This window comes from Serratia sp. LSHTC3, assembly GCF_057197125.1.
In genome coordinates this window covers 22,631-40,720 of the sequence record NZ_JBXUNP010000007.1, presented here as the reverse complement: position 1 = coordinate 40,720, position 18,090 = coordinate 22,631, and the positions used below count along the sequence as shown (strand labels likewise).

17 protein-coding genes are annotated in these 18,090 nt (G+C 60.2%); 8 read left to right on the top strand and 9 right to left on the bottom strand.

The genetic code is table 11. From position 1 onward, the window contains the following. The first annotated feature begins 277 nt into the window (after positions 1 to 277). Positions 278 to 1,546, top strand: a complete 1,269-nt coding sequence (locus AC2CGI_RS21545) for a cytosine deaminase (protein WP_275543235.1) — start codon at positions 278 to 280, stop codon at positions 1,544 to 1,546. A gap of 54 nt (positions 1,547 to 1,600) precedes the next feature. Here AC2CGI_RS21545 and tsgA read toward each other — a convergent pair whose 3' ends face one another. The 4 genes from tsgA to AC2CGI_RS21525 all read right to left on the bottom strand — a co-directional run bounded on the left by tsgA (position 1,601) and on the right by AC2CGI_RS21525 (position 5,672). Beyond that, positions 1,601 to 2,785 carry an MFS transporter TsgA gene (gene tsgA, locus AC2CGI_RS21540; protein WP_004930336.1) on the bottom strand — a complete coding sequence of 395 codons (1,185 nt, stop codon included), beginning with the start codon at positions 2,783 to 2,785 and terminating at the stop codon, positions 1,601 to 1,603. Between the two features lie 191 nt (positions 2,786 to 2,976). Next, positions 2,977 to 3,957 (bottom strand): LacI family DNA-binding transcriptional regulator, encoded by a 981-nt coding sequence (locus tag AC2CGI_RS21535; RefSeq protein WP_076741268.1) that lies wholly within the window; start codon positions 3,955 to 3,957, stop codon positions 2,977 to 2,979. Between the two features lie 72 nt (positions 3,958 to 4,029). Continuing rightward, a complete protein-coding gene (locus AC2CGI_RS21530; protein ID WP_075684673.1) occupies positions 4,030 to 5,337 on the bottom strand; it encodes a 6-phospho-beta-glucosidase in 1,308 nt (435 codons plus the stop codon). After that, a complete protein-coding gene (locus tag AC2CGI_RS21525) occupies positions 5,334 to 5,672 on the bottom strand; it encodes a PTS lactose/cellobiose transporter subunit IIA (protein WP_004930342.1) in 339 nt (112 codons plus the stop codon). Before AC2CGI_RS21525 ends, AC2CGI_RS21530 begins: the two co-directional genes overlap by 4 nt. A gap of 353 nt (positions 5,673 to 6,025) precedes the next feature. Between AC2CGI_RS21525 and ppiA the strand changes: the two genes are divergently transcribed. The 3 genes from ppiA to btsR all read left to right on the top strand — a co-directional run bounded on the left by ppiA (position 6,026) and on the right by btsR (position 9,161). After that, positions 6,026 to 6,595: a peptidylprolyl isomerase A gene (gene ppiA, locus AC2CGI_RS21520; protein WP_015379288.1), complete on the top strand. Its 570-nt coding sequence runs from the start codon at positions 6,026 to 6,028 to the stop codon at positions 6,593 to 6,595. A 155-nt stretch (positions 6,596 to 6,750) separates the two neighbouring features. Further along, positions 6,751 to 8,436, top strand: coding sequence for a sensor histidine kinase (locus AC2CGI_RS21515; protein WP_076741267.1), 1,686 nt, complete (start codon positions 6,751 to 6,753; stop codon positions 8,434 to 8,436). Beyond that, positions 8,436 to 9,161: a two-component system response regulator BtsR gene (btsR, locus tag AC2CGI_RS21510; protein WP_004930351.1), complete on the top strand. Its 726-nt coding sequence runs from the start codon at positions 8,436 to 8,438 to the stop codon at positions 9,159 to 9,161. The genes AC2CGI_RS21515 and btsR overlap by 1 nt, the downstream gene beginning before the upstream one ends. Here btsR and AC2CGI_RS21505 read toward each other — a convergent pair whose 3' ends face one another. Together AC2CGI_RS21505 and AC2CGI_RS21500 are read right to left on the bottom strand one after the other, a co-directional pair. Beyond that, the gene (locus tag AC2CGI_RS21505; protein ID WP_015379287.1) at positions 9,162 to 9,440 is read right to left on the bottom strand and encodes a type II toxin-antitoxin system RelE/ParE family toxin; all 279 of its coding nucleotides are present in this window, start codon (positions 9,438 to 9,440) and stop codon (positions 9,162 to 9,164) included. A gap of 17 nt (positions 9,441 to 9,457) precedes the next feature. Further along, positions 9,458 to 9,727 (bottom strand): hypothetical protein, encoded by a 270-nt coding sequence (locus tag AC2CGI_RS21500; protein WP_004930356.1) that lies wholly within the window; start codon positions 9,725 to 9,727, stop codon positions 9,458 to 9,460. Positions 9,728 to 9,938: 211 nt separating this feature from the next. Between AC2CGI_RS21500 and AC2CGI_RS21495 the strand changes: the two genes are divergently transcribed. The 3 genes from AC2CGI_RS21495 to argD all read left to right on the top strand — a co-directional run bounded on the left by AC2CGI_RS21495 (position 9,939) and on the right by argD (position 13,464). Further along, a complete protein-coding gene (locus AC2CGI_RS21495) occupies positions 9,939 to 11,465 on the top strand; it encodes a helicase HerA-like domain-containing protein (protein ID WP_004930359.1) in 1,527 nt (508 codons plus the stop codon). 72 nt (positions 11,466 to 11,537) lie between these two features. After that, complete coding sequence (locus AC2CGI_RS21490; RefSeq protein WP_076741292.1) at positions 11,538 to 12,113, top strand: aminodeoxychorismate synthase component II; 576 nt, start codon at positions 11,538 to 11,540, stop codon at positions 12,111 to 12,113. 133 nt (positions 12,114 to 12,246) lie between these two features. After that, positions 12,247 to 13,464 carry a bifunctional acetylornithine/succinyldiaminopimelate transaminase gene (argD, locus tag AC2CGI_RS21485; protein ID WP_076741266.1) on the top strand — a complete coding sequence of 406 codons (1,218 nt, stop codon included), beginning with the start codon at positions 12,247 to 12,249 and terminating at the stop codon, positions 13,462 to 13,464. Positions 13,465 to 13,504: 40 nt separating this feature from the next. On the opposite strand, the gene AC2CGI_RS21480 is transcribed toward argD, so the two are convergent. Both AC2CGI_RS21480 and crp read right to left on the bottom strand, forming a co-directional pair. After that, positions 13,505 to 15,583 (bottom strand): YccS/YhfK family putative transporter, encoded by a 2,079-nt coding sequence (locus AC2CGI_RS21480; RefSeq protein ID WP_076741265.1) that lies wholly within the window; start codon positions 15,581 to 15,583, stop codon positions 13,505 to 13,507. Positions 15,584 to 15,633: 50 nt separating this feature from the next. Further along, a complete protein-coding gene (crp, locus tag AC2CGI_RS21475) occupies positions 15,634 to 16,266 on the bottom strand; it encodes a cAMP-activated global transcriptional regulator CRP (RefSeq protein ID WP_004090925.1) in 633 nt (210 codons plus the stop codon). Positions 16,267 to 16,648: 382 nt separating this feature from the next. Here crp and AC2CGI_RS21470 point away from each other — a divergent pair, with 382 nt between their 5' ends. Next, entirely contained in the window at positions 16,649 to 17,056 is a 408-nt protein-coding gene (locus AC2CGI_RS21470; protein ID WP_004930372.1) for an OsmC family protein, read from the top strand. 37 nt (positions 17,057 to 17,093) lie between these two features. Here the strand turns inward: AC2CGI_RS21470 and AC2CGI_RS21465 are convergent, their stop codons facing one another. Further along, positions 17,094 to 17,963 carry a phosphoribulokinase gene (locus AC2CGI_RS21465; protein ID WP_075684676.1) on the bottom strand — a complete coding sequence of 290 codons (870 nt, stop codon included), beginning with the start codon at positions 17,961 to 17,963 and terminating at the stop codon, positions 17,094 to 17,096. Positions 17,964 to 18,090: the final 127 nt, after the last annotated feature.

Sequence of the window (18,090 nt, the reverse complement as noted above, 5' to 3'; positions counted from 1 at the left end):
GGCTTACCTTATCTCTCCCGAGGGGCAATTTATTGATGCAAATCAATCACACTCTCATATACCTCTAACGTGGTATATAGATGATTTTTCACGTTTTTTGATAAGTTGCGGATTTTATTCACCTTTAGCTGAAGCGAGTCAGTTTGCATGCAAATTACCCCGCAGGGAGTAAACGCAGGGGGTAGGCATGAAACGGTGACTTTGTCAGCGCGATCCGCTGCCAGTATGATGAAGAAAACCAGCGCAACGGCAGAGGTGAAGGGTGGCGAAACGTCCATTGAAGTTTATCGATAACCTGCGTTTAAGCGGGCATGAAGGGTTGTGGCAACTGGCGATCGAGCAGGGGCGCATCGCGCATCTGGTGCCGCAACCGGAAGGGCTGGAGTGGCGCAGCGACGTGTTGGATGCGCAGGGCGGGCTGGCGCTGCCGGCGTTCGTCGAACCGCATATTCACCTAGATACCACGCAAACCGCCGGTCAGCCGGCCTGGAACCAGTCCGGCACGCTGTTCGAGGGCATTGAGCGCTGGGCCGAACGCAAGGCGCTGTTGACTCATGAAGACGTCAAGCAGCGCGCCTGGCAAACGCTCAAGTGGCAGATCGCCAACGGCGTGCAGTATGTGCGCACCCACGTCGACGTTTCCGATCCCACGCTGACCGCGCTGCGCGCCATGCTGGAGGTGAAGCAGGAGGTGGCGCCCTGGGTGACGCTGCAGATCGTCGCCTTCCCGCAGGAGGGGATCCTCTCTTATCCCAACGGCGAAGCGCTGCTTGAAGAGGCGCTGCGGCTGGGGGCCGACGTGGTGGGCGCCATTCCGCATTTCGAATTCACCCGCGAATACGGCGTGGAGTCGCTGCACAAGGCGTTCGCGCTGGCGCAAAAATACGATCGGCTGGTGGACGTGCACTGCGATGAGATCGACGACGAGCAATCGCGCTTCGTCGAGACCGTGGCGGCGCTGGCGCTGAAGCTGGAGATGGGGGCGAAAGTCACCGCCAGCCACACCACGGCGATGCACTCTTACAACGGAGCTTACGCCTCGCGGCTGTTCCGCCTGCTGAAAATGTCCGGCATCAACTTTGTCGCCAATCCGCTGGTGAACATTCACCTGCAGGGGCGTTTCGACAGCTATCCGAAACGGCGCGGCGTGACGCGGGTGAAGGAGATGCTGGAGGCGGAGATCAACGTCTGCTTTGGCCACGACGACGTGTTCGATCCCTGGTATCCGCTCGGCACCGCCAACATGCTGCAGGTGCTGCATATGGGGCTGCACGTGTGCCAGCTGATGGGCTATGGCCAAATCGACGACGGGCTGAAGCTGATCACCAGCCACAGTGCGCGCACCCTTAACCTCAGCGACTATGGCCTGGCGGCCGGCAACAGCGCCAACCTGGTGATCCTGCCGGCGGAAAGCGGTTTCGACGCGGTGCGCCGCCAGACGCCGGTGCGTTATTCGATTCGCCAGGGGGCGGTGATCGCCGAAACGCGGCCGGCGGAAACCACGCTGCATTTGCAGCAGGATGAGACGGTGGATTTTCGGCGCTAAGGCGCAAAAAAAGGGCGCCTTGCGGGCGCCCTTGATGAATTTGATGCGAAGAAATCAGTGCGTCACGTGACCGTGGCTGCGGTGCTTGGTCACGAAGCCCAGCAGCAGACACATCACGAATACCGCCAGGTACAGGCCGTTGGCGGTGGTCAGCGCCGCGTGCGCGCCGCCTTTCGCCACGATCGGGCCGGTGACCACGAAGGTCAGCATGGTGCCGATGGTGCCGCAGGTCAGGATAAAGTTGACCAGCTTCGGCGAGGAGACCTTGGTCTGCAGCGAGCCGAGGGTGATCAACGTGGTATAGATGGCGCTGGAAACGAAGCCCAGAGCCATGATGTAGTAGCCCAGGTGTTCCGGATTGTCGGTGCTGACGAACAGGTACATCGCGCCGGTAGCCAGCGCGGCCAGTACGGTAACGATGCGCTGCAGATCGAAGAAGCGCAGGATGAAGCTGAACACCCACATGCCGACCATGTAAGAGGTCCAGAAGTCGCTCACCAGCTTACCGGCCTGGCCGATGTCCATGTTGAACGACTTGGTGGCGTACTCAGGCACCCACTGAATGAAGCCCAGCTGGCCGAGGATGTAGCACAGCGCGGCGATCGACAGGAACAGCACGCCGATGCCCCATTTTTCTTTCTCGACCGGTTGACCGGCATCGGCGCCTTTCTTGCCCAGCACCGGGAATTCGGAGCACAGGGTCAGCACGAAGATCGCCACGTACAGCAGGCCGATGCAGGCGTAAACCCAGTACCAGCCGATATGGCGAGCCAGCAGCATCGCGGCGACGATCGGGAAGATCATCCCGGCCATGCTGAAGAAGGAATCGGTGAACAACAGGCGCGAACCGCGCTGGCGGCCGGCATACATGTGGGTGATCAGGAAGGTGCCGATCGACATGGTGATACCGCTAACCACGCCAAGGATAAACATGCACAGCGAGAACATGGTCAGGCTCTTGCCGAGCATCAGCCCTGCGACCGCCAGCACCATCAGGACAAAGCCGAAGATCAGCTGACGCTTCAGCGGGATGATTTCCATCAGCCAGGCATTGAGGAAGATCGAAATCAAAATACCGGCGTTGAGGAAAGTAAAGGTGTTACTCATGCTGGAAACCGGCAGATTAAAGTACTCTGCAATGTTTCCCATCACCATCCCTGTGACGATCACTAAAGCACCGGTCAGCGCGTACGAAAAGAAGCTGATCCAGGTAAGCCGTATGCGGTTACTGTCATTCATTGTATAGGCCTGAATATGTCTGTTAGAGGTTTTAACGCTGGCATAAGGCCGCTGGCTTTTCCTGGCAAACGCAGAAAAAAGTCCCGATCAGGCCACCAGGGGGCGGATCCTAGCACAGACAACGGGATTTTTTGTGATGGTTGTCGATTTTTTGATGCAACCTATGAAGGGAGGGTACGCATTATTGTGATCTATTTGCGTACCGTCACAATGGAATCACGGTTGACGATCGTCGGCTCAAATGGGTGCGCCGGGGTGGTGGGGTCGATCAGCCTGCGCGCCGCGTATTGGGCCATCTCGCTGATGGGAAAATGTACGCTGCTCAACGCCGGGCGTACAAAAGGCGCGCGTTCGCCGCTGTCGTAACAGATCAAGGAGATATCCTGCGGCACCCGCAGGCGGTGCTCGTTGATCGCCAGCAGCGCGCCGATCGCCATCTCTTCGTTGCAGCAGTAGATGGCGCTGGGCCGTGCGGCTTGCTGCAGCAGGCGATCGGCGCAGCGGTAACCGCTTTCCAGATCGTAAACGCCCTCCAGACAGGCCACCGGCTCGATATTCGCCGCCTGCATCGCCTCTTCAAACCCTTGCAACCGCAGGCGGCTCGACGGGCGCTCGCGCGGCCCGCTGATGCAGGCGATGCGCCGGTGCCCGGCATCGAGCAGTTGCTGGGTCGCCATGCGGCTGGCGAGCGGATGATCGAAGGTGACGCAGCGGTCTTCCAGCCCCGGCACCAGACGATCGAGCAACACGAAATGACGTTGCTCCGCCGCCAGCTGGCGCAGCCGATCGTCGCTGAGAAAACGCACGTGCAGGATCACGCCGTCGCAGCGCAGGCTGAACAGCCGCTGCACCGCCTGCCATTCGTTTTCGGCGCTGTTGCGGCCCTGGGTCACTAGCAGCTGCTTGCCGTGGGATTCGGCCTCGGTTTGCACGAAGTCCATCAGCGCGCCGAAGAAGCCGCCGCGATACGACGTGGTCACCAGCCCGAGGGTATTGCTGTGGCTGGAGGCGAGCGCGCGGGCCGCCGGATTGGGGGTGTAACCGAGCTGGGCGACGGCGCGTTCAACCTTCTCGCGGGTCGGCGCCTTGACGTTGCTGTCGCCGTTCACTACCCGCGATACGGTGGCGCGCGATACGCCCGCCAGCGCCGCGACATCTTCCAGTGTCACCATCGTCCAACTCCTGATTACGGCTAAAAAAATGGGTTCGGCGCGCCGAACCCCTGTCATACCGCGCGCAGGCGCTTACCTGAACTGCGGCAAATACGGCGCGTTTATCGTCAACACCTCGTCCAGCAACGGCTGCGCCAGATTGGCGTTGCCCACCAGCGGGTTGGCGATCAGCGCCAGCAAGCCGCTGCGGCGATCGCCGTGCACCGCGGCCTCGATGGTCAGGCGTTCGTAGGCTTTCACCTGCTGCGTCAGCGCCTGCATCGGCTCCGACAGCGGGCCGAACGTCAGCGGATGCGCGCCTTGGGCATCGACGATACAGTTGATTTCTATCACAGCATCGTCCGGCAGGCCATGGATTGCGCCGCGGTTTGCGGTGTTGACCACTAATTGCGTGCCGAGATTATTATGGATAGCACGAATTAGCTCCAGCGCAACCTCGGAATAGAAAGAACCGCCGCGGAAGCTGAGCTGTTCCGGCTTACTGTTCAACTGCGGATCGGCATACAGCTCGAACAGCTCTTTCTCCACCTGCATCACCTGTTCGGCGCGGGTGCCGCGCTCGCCGGCGGCGGCCATCTCTTCCGCCAGCATCTCACGGGTCTGGTAAAAATAGCGGTGGTACGGGCATGGGATCGCGCCGAGCGCGCGCAGGAAGTCCGGCTGCCAGGGCTCTTCCTTGATGTTGTTCATGGTCAGCGCCGCGCCGTCGCACAGCATGTCGATCACCTTGGCGGTGACGTCGCGCCCCTGCTGCGTGACCTGATGCACCCAGACCATGTGGTTCAGGCCGGCGAACTGCAGCTGCACGTCGGCGTAAGGCGCCTGCAGCATGTTGGCGATCATGTGATGCATGCTGATCGGCACGTTGCACAGGCCGATGATCTTCGCTTTGGTAAAGCGAGACACCGCCTCGGTGACGATACCGGCCGGGTTGGTGAAGTTGATTATCCAGGCGTCCGGCGCCAGCTTTTCCACCCGGCGGGCGATATCCAGCATCACCGGAATGGTGCGCAGCGCTTTGGCGAAGCCGCCGACGCCGGTGGTCTCCTGGCCGAGCAGCTGGTATTTGAGGCCCAGCCGTTCGTCGGCGGCGCGCGCCGGCAGTTGCCCGACGCGGAACTGGGTCAGCACGAAAGCGGCGCCGCGAATCGCTTCGTCCAGCGTGAAGTGCACGCTGACCTTCACCTGTTCCAGCCCATGGCGCGCCAGCATGCGGCGCGTCAGGGCGGCGATGGTTTCCACTTTTTGGCGGCCTGGCTCGACGTCCACCAGCGCCAGTTCGGTGACCGGCAGCTCCTCGATGCGCTGGATCAGCCCATCGACCAGCTCGGGAGTGTAGCTGCTGCCGCCGCCGATCACGGCGATTTTGAGCGTGCTCATGGGCGGCCCTCCGTCAGCGACTGACGGCGATAGAGCTCGATCATGTCGTCGGCCAGATCCTGGATCACCATGGCGTTCATCAGATGATCCTGCGCATGCACGGTGATCAGATTGATCGCCAGCTTGCCGCAGCCTTCGTCCAGGCCGATCAGCTCGGTCTGGATCAGGTGCGCTTTCTTCACCCACTCTTTGGATTCGGCCATGTGTTTGGCCGCGGCGGCGAAGTCGCCGGCGCGCGCTTGTCGCAACGCCATCAACGCATTGCTGCGCGCGCTGCCGGAGAACACCAGCAGTTCCATGATGGTGCTTTCAAACTCGGGGCTGACTTCAGTCATCAATTCACTCACGTCATTTCTCCAGGGGTTGCGCGGCGATGCCGCCGTGGGATGCTTCAATATCCGTTCTTTTTATAATGAGAGCGCTCTCATTTATATAGAGTAACGACAATGCGTGTGCAAACTGGGAGGCAGATCGCAAAAACCGCCCCAGGGCGGCACGGGGCAAAAAATGCGTGATGCGGTTGGCAAAAAAGCCTTCTGCGCCCATACTTTCCGCAGCAAAATTCAGGGCCGCCTAGGATATGTCCCGTAATTGGGTAAATATAGGTAAATGGCTGGCACTTGCCGATACAGCTCTTTAGAATCAAAGCGCTTTTCCGTTGTTTGTCTCTCAGAGAAAGGACCCGTTAATGTTCAAACGTACTTTAGTGACCTTCGTCGCGCTGTGTTCCCTGTCCGCAGTGGCACCAGCCGCACTCGCCGCCGGTGAGACCCATGTCATGCTGACGACCTCGGCGGGGAATATCGAATTGGCGCTCGACAGCCAGAAGGCACCGGTTTCCACCCAGAACTTCGTCGATTACGTGAACAGCGGGTACTACAACAACACCATTTTCCACCGTGTGATCCCGGGCTTCATGATCCAGGGCGGCGGTTTCACCGCTGACATGCAGCAAAAATCCACCAAGGCGCCGATCAAGAACGAAGCCGACAACGGCCTGCGCAACCTGCGCGGCACCATCTCGATGGCGCGCACCGCCGACAAGGACAGCGCCACCAGCCAGTTCTTCCTGAACGTGGCGGATAACGCCTTCCTGGATCACGGCCAGCGCGACTTCGGCTACGCGGTGTTCGGCAAAGTGGTGAAAGGCATGGATGTGGTGGACAAGATCGCTCAGGTGCCGACCGGCAACGTCGGCCCTTACCAGAATGTGCCGACCAAGCCGGTGGTGATTCTGTCGGCCAAGGTGCTGCCGTAAATTTTTTGGCCGATCCCGCCGGGGTCGGCCGTCCTTCCTCCCGAAGCCTTGCCTTCATCACTGTTTTCTCCCGCGCCCCATGCTCTAATCGGCAGACAATAACCAGACCGGAAATCCGGCGTTCGCCCTTTGTTGTCTCTGGATGAGTTGCTGCCATGTATGAATTTAACCAGGTGCTGTTGCTGTTGCAGCAGATGTGCGTCTATCTCGTTATCGCCTATCTGCTGAGCAAAACCCCGCTGTTCATTCCGCTGATGCAGGTGACCATTCGCTTGCCGCACAAGCTGCTGTGCTACGTGATCTTCTCGGTGTTCTGCATCATGGGCACCTATTTCGGGCTGCATATTCAGGATTCGATCGCCAACACCCGAGCGATAGGCGCGGTTCTGGGCGGGCTGCTGGGCGGGCCGTCGGTGGGCTTTCTGGTCGGGCTGACCGGCGGCCTGCACCGGTATACGCTCGGCGGCATGACCGACGTGGCCTGCGCGATCTCCACGGTGTCCGAAGGGCTGGTCGGCGGCATCGTACACAGCATCGCCATGCGCCGGGGGCGCATCGAGCTGCTGTTCAATCCGCTGTTCGTCGGCGGCGTGGCGCTGGTGGCGGAAGTGCTGCAGATGGCGATCATTCTGGCGGTGGCGCGCCCTTATAACGAGGCGTTGCAGCTGGTGGAACACATCGCGCTGCCGATGATGATCGCCAATACCGTCGGCGCGGCGATGTTTATGCAAATCCTGCTGGACAGGCGCGCCATGTTCGAGAAATACACCAGCGCTTTCTCTTCCAAGGCGCTGAAAATCGCCGAGCGCACCGAGGGCATCCTGCGGCAGGGCTTCGATCAGGAAAACAGCATGAAGGTCGCCCGGGTGATTTATCAGGAGCTGGGCATCGGCGCGGTGGCGATCACCGATCGCGACAAGCTGTTGGCGTTTATCGGCATCGGTGACGATCACCACCTGCCGGGCACGCCGATCGCCTCGGTGCATTCGCACCGCGCCATCGACAACAACGAGGTGGTCTATGCCGACGGCAATCAGCTCTCTTACTGCTGCTCGATCAATCCGGCCTGCAAGCTGGGATCGACGCTGGTGATCCCGCTGCGCGGCGAAAACCAGCGGGTCATCGGCACCATCAAGCTGTATGAACCGAAAAGCCAGCTGTTCAGCACCATCAACCGTACGCTGGGCGAAGGCATCGCCAGCCTGCTGTCGGCGCAGATCATGGCCGGACAGTACGAGCGCCACAAGCAGCTGCTGGCGCAGTCGGAGATCAAGCTGCTGCATGCGCAGGTCAATCCGCATTTCCTGTTCAATGCCTTGAATACCCTGGTGGCGGTGATCCGTCGCGATGGCGAGCGCGCCTGCGATCTGGTGCAGTCCCTCTCGACCTTCTTTCGTAAAAACCTCAAGCGCTCGGATGACGAAGTCAGCCTGGCGGACGAAATTGAACATGTGAACGCCTACCTGCAGATAGAGAAAGCGCGCTTCGCCGATCGGCTGGAGATTGCGGTATCGCTGCCCGAGGCGCTGCTGGCGGCGCGGCTGCCGGCGTTTTCGCTGCAGCCGATCGTCGAGAATGCCATCAAGCACGGCACCTCGCATCTGTTGGGCGTAGGCCGCATCGAAATCGGCGCCTGCTACGAAGGCGAGCATCTGCTGCTGCAGGTGACGGACAACGCCGGGCTGTTCCAGCCGAAACCGAACTGCAGCGGGCTGGGGATGAACCTGGTGGATAAACGCATTCGCGTGCGCTACGGCGAAGGCTATGGCGTGCAGGTGGATTGCCGGCCGGACGCCTACACCCGCATTACGCTTAATGTCCCTATGGAGAGGGCAGCCTGATGTTAAACGCACTGATTGTTGACGATGAACCTTCCGCGCGCGACAACCTGCGCCACCTGCTGGAAGCTGAAGCGGGGATCTCGATTATCGGCGAGTGCGCCAACGCCATCGAAGCCATCAGCCAGATCCATCGGCTGCAGCCGGACGTGGTGTTTCTCGATATCCAGATGCCACGCATCAGCGGGCTGGAAATGGTCGGCATGCTGGATCCCAACCGTATGCCGCACATCGTGTTTCTGACCGCCTACGACGAATACGCGGTGCAGGCATTTGAGGAGCACGCCTTCGACTATCTGCTGAAGCCGGCGGAGCCGACGCGGTTGAGCAAGACGCTGCAACGCCTGCGGCAGCGCAGTGCGCCGCAAGACGTGACGGCGCTGGATGAGAGCGCTGGCTACCTGAAATACATTCCCTGCACCGGCCACAGCCGCATCTATCTGCTGCGGTTCGATGAAGTGCTGGCGATCCGTTCCAAGCTGAGCGGGGTATTCGTGGTGCGCAGCGACGGCATGGAGTGTTTCACCGAATTGACGCTGCGCACGCTGGAAAGCCGTACGCCGCTGGTGCGCTGCCATCGGCAGTATCTGGTCAACCTGGAGCAGGTGCGCGAGATCCGCTTCGAAGAGGGCGGTGCGGCAGAGATGATCATGTCGGCAGGCGATCCGGTGCCGGTCAGCCGGCGCTATTTGAAGGCGCTGAAGGAGCAACTGGGGCTGCGGGGGTGACTATGCCGGCGGCCACCGGCGGCGAGTATGCACGATGGCCAATATGATGACGCGTTGAGCCGCCAATTCATAGACCAACAGATAGGACGGGGAGATGACCAGCTCGCGCGTGCCGGCTATCCGACCCGTTTTCCCGCTGGTGGGATGATGCACGAGGCGTGCCGCCGCGTCAGCGATTTTTGCATCATTTTCTGCGGCGGCGGCCGGATTTTTAAGTTCCAACCATTCATAAATCGCCAGACGATCGGCGATGGCGGGTACCGTCCATGTCAGTTTCACAAAAGTCCTTTTGTGTTTTATTGCGTTGATTTAGCTCTGCGTTCGGCGAAATAAGCAGCCACCTCTTCATCGTCGGCGAACTTGCCTTCACGCAACGCCTTGCGGCTCACCTCGACCTTTTCCTTTAACCACTGGTCGTACTCTTCCTGCTGCGCCTGGCGGCTGACAAACTCGCGCATGAAATCGCGCAGCAGTTGCGAAGCCGTGCGATCGGCGGCCTTTGCCGCGCTGGCGAAAGCGGTTTTTAACTCGTCATCCACGCGGATTACCACGGTAGATTCAGACATGGTATTTACCTCGTATATACAGCGTAATGCTCACTATAACACTGGTGCTTTATTGTTCAAGCAAAGACGCTCTGACGCTAAGCGCAATCTGAATTCATCAGGCCCCGACGGTGCCCTTTTTGTTTGTCCTTGACGGGGTTACGCGGCGCTTATAGCTTTATTGCATCAACAGGCGCGTTTCGCGCCGCGGTCAGCGTCAAAGGAACAGAAAATGAGTGAACCACGGATTATCGCCAAAGCGATGAAAGACGGAAAACCGGAACAGGATCTGGTGATTTTGCCGGCGTTGGCCAACCGCCACGGCTTGATCACCGGGGCAACCGGCACCGGCAAGACGGTGACGCTGCAGAAAATGGCCGAACAGTTCTCACGCATCGGCGTGCCGGTGTTCCTCTCGGATGTGAAGGGCGATCTGTCCGGCATCGGCGCCGAGGGCGTGCCTTCCGAAAAACTGCAGGCGCGCCTGGCGGCGATTGGCGTCACCGACTGGCAACCGCAGGCCTGCACCATTATCCCGTGGGATATTTACGGTGAAAAAGGCCACCCGATCCGCGCCACCATTTCCGATCTCGGGCCGTTGCTGCTGGGGCGCCTGTTGGATTTGAACGAGGTGCAAAGCGGCGTGCTGCAGCTGGTGTTCAAAATCGCCGATGACAATGCGCTGCTGCTGCTGGACATGAAAGACCTGCGCGCCATGGTGCAGTTCGTCGGCGACAACGCCAAACAATTCCAAACCCAGTACGGCAATATCTCTGCCGCCTCTATCGGCGCCATCCAGCGTGGATTGCTGACGCTGGAAGAGCAGGGGGCCAACCAGTTCTTCGGCGAGCCGATGCTGGACATCAACGATCTGATGAAAACCGACGCCAACGGCCACGGCGTGATCAATCTGCTGGCGGCGGACAAGCTGATCAATCAGCCGAAGCTGTATTCGGTGTTCCTGCTGTGGCTGCTGGCCGAGCTGTTTGAGCACCTGCCGGAAGTGGGCGACCCTGAACAGCCGAAGCTGGTGTTCTTCTTCGATGAGGCGCACCTGCTGTTCAACGATGCGCCGGCGGCGCTGCTGACCAAGATTGAACAGGTGGTGCGTCTGATCCGCTCCAAAGGCGTCGGCATTTACTTCGTCACCCAGAACCCGCTGGATATCCCGGACAGCGTGCTGGGCCAGTTGGGCAACCGCGTACAGCATGCGCTGCGCGCCTTCACGCCGCGCGATCAGAAGGCGGTGAAAACGGCGGCGCAAACCCTGCGCGCCAATCCGGCCTTCGATGCCGAAACGGCGATCACCGAGCTGGGGGTGGGCGAAGCGCTGGTGTCATTCCTCGACGAGAAGGGCCGGCCGAACGTGGTGGAGCGTGCGATGGTCATCGCGCCGGAATCCAAAATGGGCATGCTCGGCGCGGAAGGGCTGAACAGCGCGATCAACAAGTCGCCGCTGTATGGCCGCTATGAGGACATGATTGACCGCGAGTCCGCCTACGAGAAGCTGTCGTCGGGTGGCTTCGCCACCATCGGCACCCCGCAGCAGGGGCAACAACCGCAGACGCAACAGCAACAACAGCAGGCGGGCGGCGGCCTGATGGATGGTTTGAACGAGCTGTTGTTCGGTTCCACCGGCCCGCGCGGCGGCAAACGCGACGGCATCGTCCAGACCGCCGCCAAGAGCATGGCGCGCGATCTCGGCCGCCAGATCCTGCGCGGCGTGCTGGGCTCGATCACCGGCGGCCGTAAAAAGTAAGCGGAAATTATCGTCGGCAGCGGCGGGTTAAATCAGTAAACTATGGCGGCGTTTTTCTCTGCCGGACCTGACATGCTGCTGCTGATCGATAACTACGACTCCTTTACCTATAACCTTTACCAGTACTTCTGCGAGTTGGGCGCCGAGGTGGTGGTGAAGCGCAACGATGAGCTGCAGCTGGCCGATATCGAGCGGCTGGCGCCGCAGCATCTGGTGATTTCCCCCGGCCCCTGCACCCCGAACGAAGCGGGTATCTCGCTGGCCGCCATTCGTCATTTCGCCGGCAAGCTGCCGATCCTCGGCGTGTGCCTGGGGCACCAGGCGCTGGGGCAGGCGTTCGGCGCCGAGGTGGTGCGCGCCCGCGCGGTGATGCACGGCAAAACGTCGGCCATCCGCCACCTCGGCGTCGGCGTGTTTCGCGGCCTGAACGATCCGCTGACCGTGACCCGCTATCACTCGCTGGTGCTGAAAGCCGATACGCTGCCGGACTGTTTTGAAGTGACCGCCTGGAGCGAACGCGACGGCGTGCGCGACGAGATCATGGGCATCCGCCATCGCACTTTGGCGCTGGAAGGCGTGCAGTTCCATCCGGAAAGCGTGCTCAGCGAGCAGGGCCATCAGCTGCTGGATAACTTCCTCAACCGTTAATCCCGATGCGTTTTTTTCGCTCGTCGGGCGTTTTGCGTTTGCGCTTGATTGGTTTTTTATGCATATTTCGTGATTATGTTTTCAATCTAACATTACGATAGCGCTGAAAAACCTTCAGGGTGGAGCCGAAAAAATGACTGGAAAATCCGCAGTGAGCCGCAGCACCTTTGACCAGGTTATCCTGCCTGTTTATGCACCCGCCCAGTTTGTGCCGGTGCGCGGCCAAGGCAGCCGGGTCTGGGATCAGCAGGGAAAAGAGTACATCGATTTTTCCGGCGGCATCGCGGTAACGGCGCTGGGGCACTGCCATCCGGCGCTGGTCGAGGCGCTCAAACGTCAGGGTGAGACTCTGTGGCATACCAGCAACGTCTTTACCAATGAACCGGCGCTGCGCCTGGCGAGCAAACTGATCGACGCCACCTTCGCCGATCGGGTGTTCTTCGCCAACTCCGGCGCAGAGGCCAACGAAGCGGCGTTCAAACTGGCGCGTCATTACGCCATCACCCGCCACAGCCCCTATAAAACCAAAATCATCGCTTTCTATAACGCGTTCCACGGCCGCACGCTGTTCACCGTGTCGGTGGGCGGGCAGGCCAAATACTCCGACGGGTTCGGGCCAAAGCCGGCCGACATCGTGCACGTGCCGTTCAACGATCTGGCGGCGGTGAAAGCGGTGATGGACGACCACACCTGCGCGGTGGTGATGGAACCGATTCAGGGCGAGGGCGGCATTACGCCGGTCGACGCCGGCTTCCTCAAAGGCGTGCGCGAGCTGTGCGACCAACATCAGGCGCTGCTGGTGTTCGACGAAGTGCAAAGCGGCATGGGGCGCAGCGGCAAGCTGTTCGCCTATATGCATTATGGCGTGACGCCGGACATTCTTACCACCGCCAAGGCGTTGGGCGGCGGTTTCCCGGTCAGCGCCATGCTGACCACCGAAGAGATTGCGTCGGTGATGCAGGTGGGCACTCACGGCACCACCTACGGTGGCAACCCGTTGGCCTGCGCGGTGGCGGAGGCGGCGTTGGATGTGATCAATACGCCGGAAGTGCTGAGCGGCATCGAACAGCGCCACGCGCTGTATGTGCAGGCTTTGCAGGATATCGGCGATAAATACGGTATTTTCACCGCCATTCGCGGCATGGGGTTACTGATCGGCGCCGAACTGACGCCGCATTATCACGGCAGAGCGCGCGATTTCCTCACCGCTGCCGCCGCGCGTGGGCTGATGATCCTCAACGCCGGGCCGAACGTGATCCGCTTTGCGCCGTCGCTGGTGGTGGAGCTGCAGGACATCGAAGCCGGCATGGCGCTGTTCGAGCTGGCGGTGCAGGATGTGATCAACGTCTGAAGCTCGTGCGGCGAATAACGGGGCGCGGCATGCCGCGCCCTTATTGATCGCGCAGTTTGCGCTTGAGCCAGATGCCGTGGTGCGGGCGCTGACGCCAGGCCAGCGACGAAATGGTATGCATCACGTTCAGGTGCGACAAAATGCGCCGCAAATGACGTTCCATCTCGGTGACGGGCATGTCCGGATGCAGATCCGGCGGCTGCATGATGCCGCTGTTGTCACTGCTCGGGCCGTCGTATTCCAACCGCTGCTGGCAGCTTTGCAGCGCAATTTCACAGGTTTGCAGATAGGCTTCCGCCAGTTTCGGCGTCAGCATGTAGTGCTCGCGCGCCAGAATGGTCATGGCGTTCAGGTGTTCGACGATGAACTGGCTGTGAGTGACCCACAGCCGCATGTCCGCCAGATAATTCGACGCGAACCCCGGCTCCTGCATCGCCTGATTGAGCGAGGTGAACAGCGCATTGTGCGCTTGGTTGACCTGCATGCGGGTATAGGCCAACGCGGTGGCATCCGGTTCCGGCTGCTTCAGCATCAGCCGCAGCGCGGCTTGATCGTTCTCCAGCGCCTGATGGGCATTCTTGCGCAGCAGCCCGCTTTGCCACTGCGGCCACAGCCAAATGGTGCCGCCGAACGCCAGCACGCAGCCTATCAGCGTATCGATCAGACGCGGCACCAGAAAATGCGAGCCGTTCAGCGCCAGCAGCTGCAGGGTGTAAACCGCCGTGACCGTAAAGCCAATCACCGACAGCCCGTAGTTCTTGCGCGAAACCAGGTAGGCCAGCAGCGTGATCACCAGCATGATGCTCAGCGTTTCTCCTTCCGGCAGCTGCAGCTGCAACAGCCCGGCCGCCAGCAATAGCCCGGCAATCGTGCCCAGCGCACGGTGCTGAATACGCACCCGGGTGGCGTTATACCCGTTTTGGCTCACCAGCATGATGGTGAGCAGGATCCAGTAAGGCTTCGGCAGGTTGAAAACCGCACCCAGGCTGCTGCCGACCGCCAGCGTCACCCCCAGCCGCGCGGCGTTGCGCAGGGCGGTGGATTTGAACGACAGGTAGCTGGCCAGCGCCGGCCAAAACGGCAGGCGGTGCTGGCCGGGCATCAGGTCGCGGCGGTACAGCGGATGCTGGGTGCGCAGCAGGCGAGCGATGCGGCTGAAGTGGTAATAACAAAACTGGCCGACCGGGTTATCGGGATGCTGCGCCGCCATTTTTTCCAGCGCCGCCAGTTCGTGGCTCATGGAGAAGCGCTTCGAATGTTGATGGTAGAGAATATCGTGCGCCACCACGCGCAGCCGGCCGGCGATCACCTGAGCGTTGCGGCGAATGATCGCTTCGGCCTGGCTCTGCTCCACCAGTTTTTGCACCTCCTCCGGCAGATGCAGGCTGACGGTGATGTGCTCCTGCAGATCCATCGCCACCTGAAAGGCGCGCTGCAGGCGCTTTTGTTCGAGGTTGTTGGCGTGCGGCAGGAAATTGAGCTGTTGGTATAAAAGGCTGATCAGATCCATCACCTTTTGTTGGCGCACCAGCAGCGGCGGCAGCGCGGTTTGCGGATCGGTGTGCTGGGTCAGCAACGAGTATTTGGCTTCGAAATAGTCAGCCAGCTCCAGATAGAGCTGGCTGAGCGTCTCGCGCATTGGCTGTTCTTTCCACAGCTTGAACCAGAACCAGGTGAATAAGCCGTACCAGACGGTGCCGATCGCGTACAGCAGCGGCGCCTGCCAGAGGGGTACCGTGCCGGCCGTGCTGAGGGCGAAAATGGCGGCCACCAGCGCCGCCGGCAACAGCCGGGCGTGCAGCGGGCTGATTTCGCCGGTGATGCCGAGCAGCAGCGCCAGGCCCAGCATCAGCGCCGGCAGCGGCACGTGCCACAGCAGTGCCTGTTGCAGCAGCACGCTGCTGAAGGCGAACAGCGAGCCGCCGACGATCAGCCGTTTAAAGAAGCGCTTATGCGGCGTGTCCAGACCGGCGATATTGCAGCAGGCGGGCACCAGAGAGAACATCAGGCCGAGCTGCAGCTGGCCTATTAACAAGCCGAACAGCACCGGCAGACACAACACCAGCGTTTGTCGCAGTGCGTAGTTGATTTCCGGGTGGTAGATCAGGCGGCGCCACATGGCAGAGAGCAGATAAAAAAACGGCGCAGACTGCGCCGTTTCTTCGGGGATTAACGGGTGCCGTAGACGACAATGGTTTTGCCGTGGGCGGAAATCAGGTTTTGATCTTCCAGCATTTTCAGAATACGGCCAACGGTTTCACGCGAGCAGCCGACGATCTGGCCGATCTCCTGACGGGTGATCTTGATCTGCATGCCGTCCGGGTGAGTCATGGCGTCAGGTTGCTTCGCCAGATTCAGCAGGGTTTGCGCGATGCGGCCGGTCACGTCCAGGAAGGCGAGGTTGCCCACTTTTTCGGAGGTGACCTGCAGGCGGCTCGCCATTTGGGCGGACAGACGCATCAGGATGTCCGGGTTCACCTGGATCAGCTGGCGGAATTTCTTGTAGGAAATTTCGGCCACTTCACAGGCGGTTTTCGCGCGAACCCAGGCGCTGCGCTCCTGGCCTTCTTCGAACAATCCGAGCTCGCCGATGAAATCCCCCTGGTTGAGGTAGGACAGGATCATCTCTTTACCTTCTTCATCCTTGATCAGCACCGCGACGGAGCCTTTCACGATGTAGTAAAGCGTTTCGGCCTTTTCACCTTGGTGAATCAGCGTACTCTTCGATGGATATTTGTGGATATGGCAATGAGACAGGAACCATTCGAGAGTAGGGTCTGTTTGCGGTTTGCCGAGAACCATTCGCTGTTATCCTCTGTTGTTATCGCTGCCTTGTGTCACAGGGGTCAGAGTTCCCTGTAAAACCCGCCTGTAGCCGCAGTTATGAGCGAGGGCTACCGGCAAGTTTTGAGGCGTGTCATAAAAATACGCTGTCGCTCTAGCATATTAACTTGCCGTAAGCGCTGCAAGCTACATTCTGTTAACATACCGGTAAAGGAGCCTTTCTCTGGGCGTTTCCCTGAAATGCAGTGTCCCGGAAAGATTTATTGCGGCTCTGTTTGTAGCACAGAGTAAGGCGGGTGTCTCGTGTTGTCTCGCTTCAGCATGATTAGCATCAGGTTACGTTGCCTGTTTCTATGCGAAAGCGTACTCTGATTTTAAGAAATCAACCGGAGTGACCAGAATGCAGGCAAGAGTTAAGTGGGTGGAAGGGTTAACGTTTTTGGGGGAATCGGCCTCCGGCCACCAGGTGCTGATGGACGGCAACGCCGGTGATAAAGCGCCCAGCCCGATGGAGATGGTGCTGATGTCGGTGGGCGGCTGCAGCGCGATCGACGTGGTATCCATCCTGCAAAAGGGGCGCAACGACGTGCGCGACTGCGAGGTGAAGCTGACCTCCGAGCGCCGCGAAGAAGCCCCGCGGTTGTTCACCCATATCAACCTGCACTTCATCGTGACCGGCCAGGATCTGACCGACAAGATCGTCGAACGTGCGGTGAACCTGTCGGCGGAGAAATACTGCTCGGTGGCGCTGATGCTCAACAAGGCCGCCACGGTAACCCACAGCTTCGAGATCCGCCAACCGGCGTAATCGAGGCGGAGCGCGGCCGGCGCCGCGCTCAACGCATTTATTCGATCTTCTTGCCTTCCAGCAACCGTTGCACCAGCGGCGCCATGATCAGCTCCATCGCCAGCCCCATTTTGCCGCCCGGCACCACTAACGTATTGATGTGCGAGATAAACGATCCCTGCAGCATCGCCAGCAAGTAGGGGAAGTCGATCTGGTCCAGCCCGCGGAAGTGGATCACCACGAAGCTTTCATCCAGTGAGGGAATGGCCTTGGCGGCGAACGGGTTGGAGGTGTCCACCGTCGGCACGCGCTGGAAGTTGATGTGGGTGCGCGAGAACTGCGGCGTAATGTAGTTGATGTAGTCTTCCATCGAGCGCACCACCGAATCCATCACCGCTTCGCGGGAGTGGCCACGTTCGCCGGTATCGCGGATCAGCTTCTGGATCCACTCCAGGTTGACGATCGGCACCACGCCGACCAGCAGATCGACGTGTTTGGCCACGTCATGGTGCTCAGTAACCACGCCGCCGTGCAGCCCCTCGTAGAACAGCACGTCGGTCGGCGCCGGCAGCGGCTCCCACGGGGTGAAGGTGCCCGGCACCTGATTGTAGGGCACCGCTTCGTCGTAGGTGTGCAGGTACTTGCGCGAACGGCCGGTGCCGTTTTTGCCGTAGTCGATAAAGCTCTGCTGCAGCAGGCCGAAGTCGTTGGCCTCGGGGCCGAAATAGCTGATGTGTCTGCCCAGATCGCGCGCCTTGCGGATCGCCGCGTCCATTTCCGGCCGGGTATAGCGGTGGAAGCTGTCGCCCTCCAGTTCGGCGGCGCGGATCTTGAGCTGCTGGAAGATTTTACGGAACGCCACGCTGGTGGTGGTGGTGCCGGCGCCGCTGGAACCGGTCACCGCGATAACGGGATGTTTGGCAGACATGATGGTTGTCACTCCGTGTTGAATGCGCCGGCGTCAGGGGATTATTGTGGCTCTTGTTGACGCTCTCTATGTCAGGAAAAAATGGCGCGCGCTGGTTTGCAATGTCCCATTGTTACCTGATTTTTTC

Excerpts from the sequence above, each read along its gene's own strand:
- tsgA (WP_004930336.1), bottom strand. The coding sequence starts at position 2,785 with ATGAATGACAGTAACCGCATACGGCTTACCTGGATCAGCTTCTTTTCG.
- btsR (WP_004930351.1), top strand. The coding sequence starts at position 8,436 with ATGTTAAACGCACTGATTGTTGACGATGAACCTTCCGCGCGCGACAAC.
- crp (WP_004090925.1), bottom strand. The coding sequence starts at position 16,266 with ATGGTTCTCGGCAAACCGCAAACAGACCCTACTCTCGAATGGTTCCTG.
- AC2CGI_RS21535 (WP_076741268.1), bottom strand. The coding sequence starts at position 3,957 with ATGGTGACACTGGAAGATGTCGCGGCGCTGGCGGGCGTATCGCGCGCC.
- AC2CGI_RS21480 (WP_076741265.1), bottom strand. The coding sequence starts at position 15,583 with ATGTGGCGCCGCCTGATCTACCACCCGGAAATCAACTACGCACTGCGA.
- AC2CGI_RS21515 (WP_076741267.1), top strand. The coding sequence starts at position 6,751 with ATGTATGAATTTAACCAGGTGCTGTTGCTGTTGCAGCAGATGTGCGTC.
- AC2CGI_RS21495 (WP_004930359.1), top strand. The coding sequence starts at position 9,939 with ATGAGTGAACCACGGATTATCGCCAAAGCGATGAAAGACGGAAAACCG.
- AC2CGI_RS21500 (WP_004930356.1), bottom strand. The coding sequence starts at position 9,727 with ATGTCTGAATCTACCGTGGTAATCCGCGTGGATGACGAGTTAAAAACC.
- AC2CGI_RS21470 (WP_004930372.1), top strand. The coding sequence starts at position 16,649 with ATGCAGGCAAGAGTTAAGTGGGTGGAAGGGTTAACGTTTTTGGGGGAA.
- ppiA (WP_015379288.1), top strand. The coding sequence starts at position 6,026 with ATGTTCAAACGTACTTTAGTGACCTTCGTCGCGCTGTGTTCCCTGTCC.
- AC2CGI_RS21525 (WP_004930342.1), bottom strand. The coding sequence starts at position 5,672 with ATGACTGAAGTCAGCCCCGAGTTTGAAAGCACCATCATGGAACTGCTG.
- AC2CGI_RS21490 (WP_076741292.1), top strand. The coding sequence starts at position 11,538 with ATGCTGCTGCTGATCGATAACTACGACTCCTTTACCTATAACCTTTAC.
- argD (WP_076741266.1), top strand. The coding sequence starts at position 12,247 with ATGACTGGAAAATCCGCAGTGAGCCGCAGCACCTTTGACCAGGTTATC.
- AC2CGI_RS21530 (WP_075684673.1), bottom strand. The coding sequence starts at position 5,337 with ATGAGCACGCTCAAAATCGCCGTGATCGGCGGCGGCAGCAGCTACACT.
- AC2CGI_RS21465 (WP_075684676.1), bottom strand. The coding sequence starts at position 17,963 with ATGTCTGCCAAACATCCCGTTATCGCGGTGACCGGTTCCAGCGGCGCC.